The organism is Saccharopolyspora sp. NPDC000995, assembly GCF_053599315.1.
Genome location: NZ_JBSFLZ010000187.1, coordinates 1 through 8,830, shown reverse-complemented (window position 1 = coordinate 8,830; position 8,830 = coordinate 1). Strand labels below are relative to the sequence as shown.

The following is an 8,830-nucleotide window of genomic DNA, read 5'->3' as shown; positions in this document are numbered from 1 at the left end:
GGGCTTCAGCGCCGGGCGTTTCCCCCCGACACTGCCAGTCTGCTACCCGGCTCCCTGACGACTACCGGGACGGGACTCACACCCGCAGGCGACAAACAGCTTCAGACACCACGATCACACCATCAGACCCACCATCCTCCGATCCGATCGCGCGTCCCTCCTGGACACGCAGTACTCGGTCCATCCGCGCAGGAACGTGTTGATGTCCTGCACGACCGTTTCAACCGACAGCAGCAGCCTGTGCTGAGCCGTGAGTTCACGGACTCGATCGCGGGCATGCTGCATGGCCTTGTCCGCGGGCCGGCGGGCGAGGAAGGTAACCGGCCGTCGTCCGTCGCGGGGCCGGGATCGCACCAGCCGGTGGTGGAAGCCGAGGAAGTCCACGCCTTCCCCACCGACTTCAAGGCACACGATCCGCGTTTTGGCTTCCTTCGGCTGCAAACCGAGCTCGGCCAACAGATCCCGAAGCCGCTGCAGGGCAGCCTCAGCCTGTTCCCTCGACTTACACATCACCAGCGCGTCGTCTGCGAAACGGACCAGCACACCGTGCTCACGTGTCGACCACACCCGATCGATACGGTGCAGATACACGTTGCAGAGCAACGGTGAGATGGGACCACCTTGCGCGGCCCCGGTTACTGGTCGACGGACCTGACCATCCTCCATCACACCAGCACGCAGCATCGCGCGCAGAAGCTTCAGGGTTGCCTGGTCGCAGACGCGTTCCTCGACAGCTTGTATCAACTTCTCATGCGGAATCGCCGAAAAGCAGTTGGCGATGTCCATTTTGACCACCCACCGCCTGCCCCGCCACGCCTCATCGACGAGGACCTGGAGGGCGTCGTGCGCTGACCGTTTCGGCCGGAACCCGAAGCTACACGGCAACATGTCCGCCTCGAAGATCGGCTCGAGCACGATCTTCATCGCGGTCTGCACGATACGGTCTCGCACCGAAGGAATCGACAATGGCCTCTGCTCAGCTGTGCCAGGCTTCGGGATGAAGACCCGGCGTGCCGCCATCGGCCGGTAGGTACCGTCCTTCAGCTCGGAAGCCAACTCGTCCAACAGCCGGGTGACCCCGTACTGCTTGACGTCAGCCAAGGTAGTGTTGTCGATACCGGGCGCACCGTCATTGCGGTGCACCCCAACCTACGCGCACCACAAGACGTCTCTGCGGAAGACCTTGTCTCGCAACGCATGAAACCGACGTCCGGGATCGGCCTTGGCCGCCCGGTAGAGCGTATGCTGCAAGGCGCGAACCAGATCCACAACGGACCCTCCAGCGGTGGGACTAGCCGAAACGGCACTCACCGAGCTGCCTTCTCTACGCAGAATCGCGCCTTTCTCGCCATTGGGAGCGTTCTCGTACTCGGTGACGATCGCCAGCTTGTACTCCGGGCTGAACACCCGGCGCGACGGGCGCGGTGCCGGGTCGCCCAGACCCGCCAGCGGTGACAGGTCGGGCTGCTTGTCAGATTGTGGACCCGTGCACCAGGATCTCCGATCCCGCCCTCCGTCAGGAACCCCGCACTCACACGAGGTGTCTCACATCAGCCTGGCAAAGAGGGAACAGGGGTACTACAGACTTTCGCCCACTCGCTTGAGGGCGGAGCCCGAGCCCTAACTTCTCGGCATTGCGGAGCGCCGCCGAAGGCTGACTGACCGGACCAGCCGCACACTCAGTCCTTCGACGGGATCACTGTCGTCACCAGCGGCATCCGAATGCCGTGGATGAACTCCTTCATGGAGCACTGGATACAAACCTGCCAGCCCGACCCCTGGACCGCACCTCATAGGGGACCGGCGCCACCTGCTCCACGCGACTACGGGCGCACGCTCGGCCCGCCGCGGGGGACCAGGTGGGTGCATAGGCAGCGATCACTTCCCCGGCACCCGCAGTCGTATGCCGAGGCGTGGGCTGCGGACGCCGTGCTCCGGCTGCCGCGCCGCGCGTGGAGGCCCCCTGTCAGGTCGGGGGCTCGCACGCCTTCTTTGGCGCGTCCTCGTCGCCTTCGGTACCGGCCGCGAGGGCGGCTGGTGTCTCCAGTGCTTGTTTGAGGTCGCCAAGGAAGGCCATCGCGTCGCGGCCGTTGACCACGCGATGGTCGTAAACCAGACCGAGGTACGTGAACCGGCGGGCTTCCGGCCTGCCCCGCTGGTCCAGGACGAGCTGTTCGTCGATGCCGCCCAGGGAGAGCGCGCAGGTCTGGCCGGGGAAGACGATGGGGGTGGCGAAGACCACACCGTCGGCGGTGTGCGGAGCGATCAAGATGTTGGCGCCGGTGAGCTCGTCGACTCGGAAAGTGCCGCGGACGGCTTTGTCGCGAAATCCTGTTATCACGTCGGCGATCTGGGCGACGCTCAGCGCGGCGGTGTTGTGTACGACCGGGGTGTACAGGCCCTTTCCGGCGTCCACGGCCACCGCGACGTGTGCGCAGGGGGCGGGCTGGATGGTGCCGTCGTCGAGGAGCCGGGTGAACAGGCTTGGGTGCGCCGGGAGTTGGTCTGCCACCGACTTGATGAGGAGGCCGAGCAGGGAGACGAAGCTGCCGGTGCGCCGGCGCAGTTGCCGGGCAAGGTCCTGAGCCTGGCCGACGTCGACCTTGGCGTAGGCGGAGGCGGCCGGGATGGTGCGCATCGACTCGGTGACCACGGCGCCCACCGCCCGCTGCTGCGCCGACAGTTGCCGGTCGGTGGGGGCACCGGCTTGCGCGGGGCGTGGCAGCAGCGCTTCGATGTCGGCTGCGCGGATCACGGTTCGGCCCAGTCCGCGCAGTTCGTTGTCGGTCAGGCCGTGCTGGTCCGCGAGGGCGCGCGCCGCCTTGGTGAGCGTCAGGCCGGCATCGGTTGCCGGCTCCGGCCGTGCGGTGGGGTCGGCCGGTGCGGAGAGGTAGGCATGACGTTCGTCCGCCGAGGCGAAGAGGTGGGCGACGATCTGACCGGGGCGGCAGTCAGCGCCGCCTGCGACGAGGGTGTGCAGGATGCCGTCGGCGGTGCTGTCGATCTCTTCCTGGGCCTTGGAGGTCTCGATTACCACCAGCGGCTGCCCTTTCTTGATGCGTGCGCCGTGCTCGGCGAGCCATTCGACCAAGACGTAGCTGGCGTCGTTGGTGTTGAGGGTGGGCAGCTTGACGCTGATCACTGGGAAGCCTCCGTGAGGGCGCGGCTGAGTGCGGTCGCCTGGAGCAGGACGGTGTGCTCCAGGTGGGCGGCGGTGGGGATGACGCTCGGTTGGGCACTGAGCAGCAGTACGGGGCGGGCCAGCCTTCGCCACAGGTGCTCATGCAGTTGCTGGGCGAGCATTTCGCCCCAGGTGCCGTCTGCCGCGCTGTCCTCTGCGACACAGATGCGGCGGGCGCGGGACACCGTCGCGAGCAGCGGTTCGACGGTGAACGGGTAGAGCCGGGAGGGCACCAGGAGTTCGCAGGTGACTTCCTCCTCCAGCAGCAGGGTGCGCATGGCGGCGACGGCTCGCTCGGTCAGGCCCCCGGGAGCCAGGATGATCCAGTCCGGGTCAGCGCAGTCCACGGGGAACACACGCGCGGTCCGGCTCGGGTCGTCGAGCAGCTCGTACCGGAAGAGGTCGTCGACGACCCCGCCCTGGTGCATCGTGCGGGTGTAGAGCGTCTTGTCCTCGAACAGCACGCACGGCCGCTCGCGGGAGAGCATGGCGGTGAGGACGTCCGCGTTGTCGTGGAACGGCGACATCTCGTGCAGGCTGAGCGCGGGGATGCCGATGAAGTGCTTCTGCAGGCTCTGACTGTGGGTCGGCCCGTAGCCCCGGTTGCCGCCGGTGGGGCAGCGGACCACCATGCTCATCGGAACGGTGCGGCCGTACATCGACACGGACTTGCTGGCGAAGTTCAGGAGTTGGTCGAAGGCGAGGGCGGCGAAGTCGGAGAACATCATTTCCACGACCGGGTGGTTGCCGGTCAGGGCGAGCCCGGCGGCGACGCCCACGATGCCGCCCTCGCTGATCGGCGAGGAGATCACCCGTTCCGGGTGGCGGTCCGACAGGCCCCGGGCGGCCTTGAAGGCGCCGCCGTACGGGTCGGCGATGTCCTCGCCGATGACGTAGGCGCGGGGATCGTTGTCGAGGAGCGTGTGCAGGGCCCGGTTGAGGTTGCCGATCACCCGCTCCGGCCTGGTCATGAGTGCTCCCAGCGGGACGCGGGGCGGGCCTGGACCTCGCGCACGACCTCGGCGATCGCCAGTCGCTGGCTCCGGTCCGCCACGGCGAAATGCTCCGGGTGCTGCTGCTCGTACCGGTGGTACCAGTCGTGCGCGGCCGCGTGCCGTATCACCTCGGCGGGGCGGGAGTCGTCTCCCTTGCTGTGTGGGCCCACGCGGTTCGTGGTGAACTCCACCACCAAGGGCTGGTGTTGGGTGCGGATGTCGTCGATCACGCCGGACAACTCCCGGCGCACCCGGACGACATCATGAGAGGTGACGTGGTGGTGCCGGATGCCGAAGGCCGCCGCGCGCGCCTGGATGGTGCCAGCCATCTGCCGCTCGGTCGGAGTGGACTGGGCGATCTTGTTGTTCTCGACCACGACCAGCAGGGGCAGCCGCCACAACTGGGCCATGTTGAGCGCCTCGTACACCGCGCCTTCGCCCCACGTGCCGTCGCCGATGTGTACCACCGCGATCCGTCCGGGCTCGGCCCGTCGCAGGTGCAGGGCGACACCCGCGGCCACCGGCAGGCTCTCGCCCTGTACGCCGGTGGACAGGTAGCGGTCGCGGTAGATGTGCTGGCTGCCGCCCACCCCGTGGCACACGGCGCCCTCGCGCCCCATGATCTCCGCAAGTAGGCCGTGCGGGTCCCGGAAGCGGGCCAGGTAGTGGCCGTGCCCGCGGTGGTTGCTGAAGACGTAGTCGCCGTCGTCCAGCAGTGCGTAGAGCGCGACGGGAATGTACTCCTGCCCGAGGCAGGTGTGCGTGGTGCCGTGCAGCAGACCCTGCGAGAACAGTTCCAGCACGGCCAGTTCGAAGTGACGGATCATCAGCAGGGTGTCGAGGTCCTCGGCCGGTAGCCGCGACAGGGGCTCCGCGGCTGTCCGGGGCCGGGGTGCCGTGGTCTCCGTCGCAGTGGTGCTGCCGCCTATGAGATGGGGTGCTGCGCTGGCCACAGTCGTCTCCTTAGAGTTCCTAACAAAGGGTTTTGATGTGTCGGTAGCGGATGATTCAGGTGGCCAGGCGAGGAACGGCCTCGTGGATGTCGTCGCGGCGTTCCCAGCGGATGGGAGGCGTCGCATGCCGTGGTACCAGGCGATGGTGCGCTCGACGTCTACGCCCTTGGAGGTGGGCGCAACAGAAGGCTGCTCTGCGTGGAGTCTGATGTCAGCCAACAAACCGCACTCCAAGGAATTGTTCGCATCGGCATACCCGACGCTAGCCACTCTCAAATTCGAGTTGCGCTGAACGAACGTAAGCACACCGCTAGTGCAACGCCGCTTGACCGAGGGCAATTTGTGCAGGATTTTTGAGCCAAAAGGGCACTCTCAAGGTGTCCGGAGTTCACAGGCTGATCATCGGTATGGCTGATTTGGGCGGCAAATAAAGGACGGTTTCACCAGCGGCGACCGAAGGAACGCATAATGATCGTTTTCACCGGAGCAACCGGCCAGCTCGGCCGTCTCGTCATTGATGCCGTGCTGCAGCGTGGGGTACCCGCCCAGCAAGTCGTTGCGGCCGTGCGCGAGCCGCAGAAGGCGAGCGCACTCGCGGCACTGGGCGTACAGATTCGTGAAGCCGACTATGACCGTCCCGACACCCTGACCCACGCGTTTGATGGGGCAGACAAAGTGCTGCAGATCTCCGGTAGCGAGGTCGGCCGCCGCGTCCCGCAGCACAAGGCCGTGGTGGATGCGGCGAAGACGGCCAGGGCGGTAGTTGGTCGGGTGGCCGGAGGAATCGCACCTCCGGGTCGGGTAGGACCGCCGCATTGCTGCGGCGGTCCCCCCTGAGAACCGTGCATGCGACTCGTCGCCGCACACGGCTCAAGCAAGCCGCGAGGGCAAGCTGGCGGGCTGAATCCGTTTTGGACGGTTGCCAATGGAGCTGTTGGTTTCCCGTTGACAGTGGACGTGTATGAGACGGTTTGATGATCGTTCGGGGTCCCGCCGTCCGTTGTGGCGATCGCGCGTTTGATGATCGCTTTACGGGTGGCGGCCAGCCATTGCTCCCATTCGGTGGGCGATGCTGGCTGATGGCCGGCGTGCAGAAGGTAGTCCCCGCAGATAGGGCAGCGGCCCTATTGTGACATACTCATGCTCCTCTTTGCATCATCATGCAGTCACGCCCATTCGTCTTTCCCCAGTCGGGTACCGCCAAACCACGCCCCAGCTCATCGCCACTGGCGAGGAACGACGATCTCCCCCAGCAACAACAGAGCTACTGCGGCGACCGAGATCGCGCCCAGCGCGCCGATCACCGGCGAGAGCGCTGTGACGAGCTCAGGCAATGGTCGTCGGGTGTTGATGATCGCAGCCGCGGGTAGAACGTGGTTATGGCCAAGGACAAAAAGACCAGCAAGATCGTCACCGAGCCAGACCAAGCTCTTGCCCGGGCGCGGGCAGCCGCCGAACAGATCAAACCGAAGGATGAGGCTCTGTACTGGGCGACGATGGCTCAAGCCCTATTCTTGCGCGAGATACGCGACATGATTCGCGAGACACGCACTCACCAAGGCGGGAGCGTGGAACTACCCGAACACGCGCCGCCACGGGAAACCGCCAAGGTCACCGTCGTCGAGAAGTAGCACAGCGTGGAGGTCGCCGAGGTTCCCAGCTGCTGCCGGTCCTCATCCGACCGATACCCCTAACTCCGCGTTCTGAATCACCGCGAACTGACGGTACGCCGACATGGAAATCGCCGGTGCTTCCAAGGTGGTGCAACCAACACCCACTGCCGAGGTCGTCCCCCAGACGGCACCCGCAGTGAACCAGCAGCTTCGCACCTTCAGGGCTTGCCCGAGCCGGTTGCCTGGAAAGCGGGCACGGCCGGTTCCTTAGGGGGCGGCGGCGCAGCAATGCGCCGCCGCTACCCGACTGGAAGCCGATCTTCTACCTGCTGGAAGCAGCCGGGTTTGAGACCTGGCTGGTCAACGCCAAAGACGTCAAGCACCTGCCCGGCCGCCCGAAGACCGACCGCCTGGATTCGGTGTGGCTGTGCAAGGTCGCCGAACGCCAGATGCTGCGCCCCAGCTTCGTGCCCCCACCCGAGATCCGCCGGTTGCGGGATGTCACCCGCTACCGCATCGATCTGGTCGGGCACCCGCACCGCGGAGAAGAACCGGGTCGAGAAACTGCTGGAGGACGCCTGCACCAAGTTATCGGGGTGGCTTCGGACATTTTCGGGGTCTCCGGGGAGCCTGTTGCGGTTTGAGGTTTGGGGTGTGGTGGTTGTTGAACAGGGGGTGGGCCGGTGGCCCACCCCCTGTTCAGGTTGTGGTGGTGTGGAGGGTGGTGGACAGGCGGCGGAGGTTGTGGGTTGCGGCGGTGAGGTTGAGTTCGCCGAGGCAAGCGGCCAGGCCGCGCAGGCTGAACCCCCGGAGTCGGTAGCGGTCTTTGATGATGCCGTTGACAGGTTCGACGGTGGCGCCGCGTTTCTTGTAGAGCTCGGCTGCTTCGGGGGTGCGCAGCCGGTGCCGCATGGCCTCGACGGGGTGGCGTCCTCAGGGGGCGGGCCGCTGGTGGGGTTGGTAGCGGCCTCGCGCTGGATATGGTGGGATTTCCCTGGCGCGATCGGCCGGTCCGGCCCGGGATGGTTGAGGTTGTCCTCGCTGAAATAACCCGCGTCGAACAGGGCCGTGCCGATGTCCTCAGGGGTGTCGCGGTGGGCGTTGAGCCACTCGGCGGTGGCCTGAGTGCGGGTGAGCATGTCCGCGAACTCGCCGGTATCAGCAGGGTTGTCGCTGGGTCCCAGCGTGGTGATGACATGGTCGGCCGAGACCGCGAACTGGGCGTTGAACGCCTGGATCCAGCCCCCACAGGTAGGCATGATCCTGCTGTCGGGATCGGTGACGTTGCGCTGCGGCGGCGTGTTCTCCTTCTTACCGCCGCTGCTGTAGTTGTTGCCGTTGTTGCTGGTTGTGGTCCGGTCGTTGTCGCTGGTGGCCTCCGCCGCGGCGAGCGCGGCCTCCAGCGCGGCGCGGGCTTTCTTCATCCGTTTGCCGCCCTCGGGATCACTGACCCGCCGCCCCAGCGGCGGTGGGCGTCCTTGCGCCAGCGCGGCGGCGAATAAACCAACAACCCCAGCAGCACCCGCGGGTCATCGCACCACCCAGCTGATACCGGGCACAAACAGGCTCGATATCCAGCTCGCCGACAACATCCAGCACAAACCACGCCAGATGACCCGCAGCTGATCACGATCAACCCGCCGGAACCCCTTCGCCACCCCACCATGATCCCAAACGGACAAACCCGAAAACGCAACAGGCTCCTGGCGGGACATGCGCATCCTGATCATCATTGGGCACCTGCTGGCCGACCCCGACGCCCGCCACCACGACCTCGGGCCCGACTTCTACGACACCCGCATCGCCGGCGATCACAAGAAACGCAACCACATCCGCCAACTCGAAGCCCTGGGCTACGCCGTCACCCTCACCCCAGCCGCCTGACCCAGCACATCACCACGAACCCGGCTCCGCTTCGCTCCGCCGGGCGCTACCGCCTGCCCGCTCACCATTGATTTTCGGACTAGGCTGTTGGTTGCGAGATCAACAAGCTGCTTTGCGTAAACCGGCCACGACGCAATGATCATATTTTCCAATCCTGAACGACTTTCGCCGGGTCTCCAGACCAATAAACGAGCAGGCCAGCGG

8 protein-coding genes are annotated in these 8,830 nt (G+C 66.0%); 4 read left to right on the top strand and 4 right to left on the bottom strand.

What is annotated here, in order from left to right:
* Positions 1-114 precede the first annotated feature (114 nt).
* The 4 genes from ltrA to ACWDKQ_RS33775 form a co-directional block, all read right to left on the bottom strand.
* On the bottom strand, positions 115-1,143 hold the full coding sequence (ltrA, locus tag ACWDKQ_RS33790; RefSeq protein ID WP_450142828.1) for a group II intron reverse transcriptase/maturase: 1,029 nt from the start codon (positions 1,141-1,143) through the stop codon (positions 115-117).
* Between the two features lie 823 nt (positions 1,144-1,966).
* Positions 1,967-3,142, bottom strand: a complete 1,176-nt coding sequence (locus ACWDKQ_RS33785; protein WP_450142827.1) for a 2-oxo acid dehydrogenase subunit E2 — start codon at positions 3,140-3,142, stop codon at positions 1,967-1,969.
* A complete protein-coding gene (locus ACWDKQ_RS33780; RefSeq protein ID WP_450142826.1) occupies positions 3,139-4,152 on the bottom strand; it encodes an alpha-ketoacid dehydrogenase subunit beta in 1,014 nt (337 codons plus the stop codon). Before ACWDKQ_RS33780 ends, ACWDKQ_RS33785 begins: the two co-directional genes overlap by 4 nt.
* Entirely contained in the window at positions 4,149-5,129 is a 981-nt protein-coding gene (locus ACWDKQ_RS33775; protein ID WP_450142825.1) for a thiamine pyrophosphate-dependent dehydrogenase E1 component subunit alpha, read from the bottom strand. Before ACWDKQ_RS33775 ends, ACWDKQ_RS33780 begins: the two co-directional genes overlap by 4 nt.
* Positions 5,130-5,597: 468 nt before the next feature.
* Here ACWDKQ_RS33775 and ACWDKQ_RS33770 point away from each other — a divergent pair, with 468 nt between their 5' ends.
* The 4 genes from ACWDKQ_RS33770 to ACWDKQ_RS33755 all read left to right on the top strand — a co-directional run bounded on the left by ACWDKQ_RS33770 (position 5,598) and on the right by ACWDKQ_RS33755 (position 8,626).
* Positions 5,598-5,966, top strand: coding sequence for an NAD(P)H-binding protein (locus ACWDKQ_RS33770; protein WP_450142824.1), 369 nt, complete (start codon positions 5,598-5,600; stop codon positions 5,964-5,966).
* A 542-nt stretch (positions 5,967-6,508) separates the two neighbouring features.
* The gene (locus ACWDKQ_RS33765; protein WP_450142823.1) at positions 6,509-6,760 is read left to right on the top strand and encodes a hypothetical protein; all 252 of its coding nucleotides are present in this window, start codon (positions 6,509-6,511) and stop codon (positions 6,758-6,760) included.
* Positions 6,761-6,984: 224 nt separating this feature from the next.
* Entirely contained in the window at positions 6,985-7,386 is a 402-nt protein-coding gene (locus ACWDKQ_RS33760; protein ID WP_450142829.1) for an IS110 family transposase, read from the top strand.
* Between the two features lie 1,069 nt (positions 7,387-8,455).
* Complete coding sequence (locus ACWDKQ_RS33755; protein WP_450142822.1) at positions 8,456-8,626, top strand: hypothetical protein; 171 nt, start codon at positions 8,456-8,458, stop codon at positions 8,624-8,626.
* Positions 8,627-8,830: the final 204 nt, after the last annotated feature.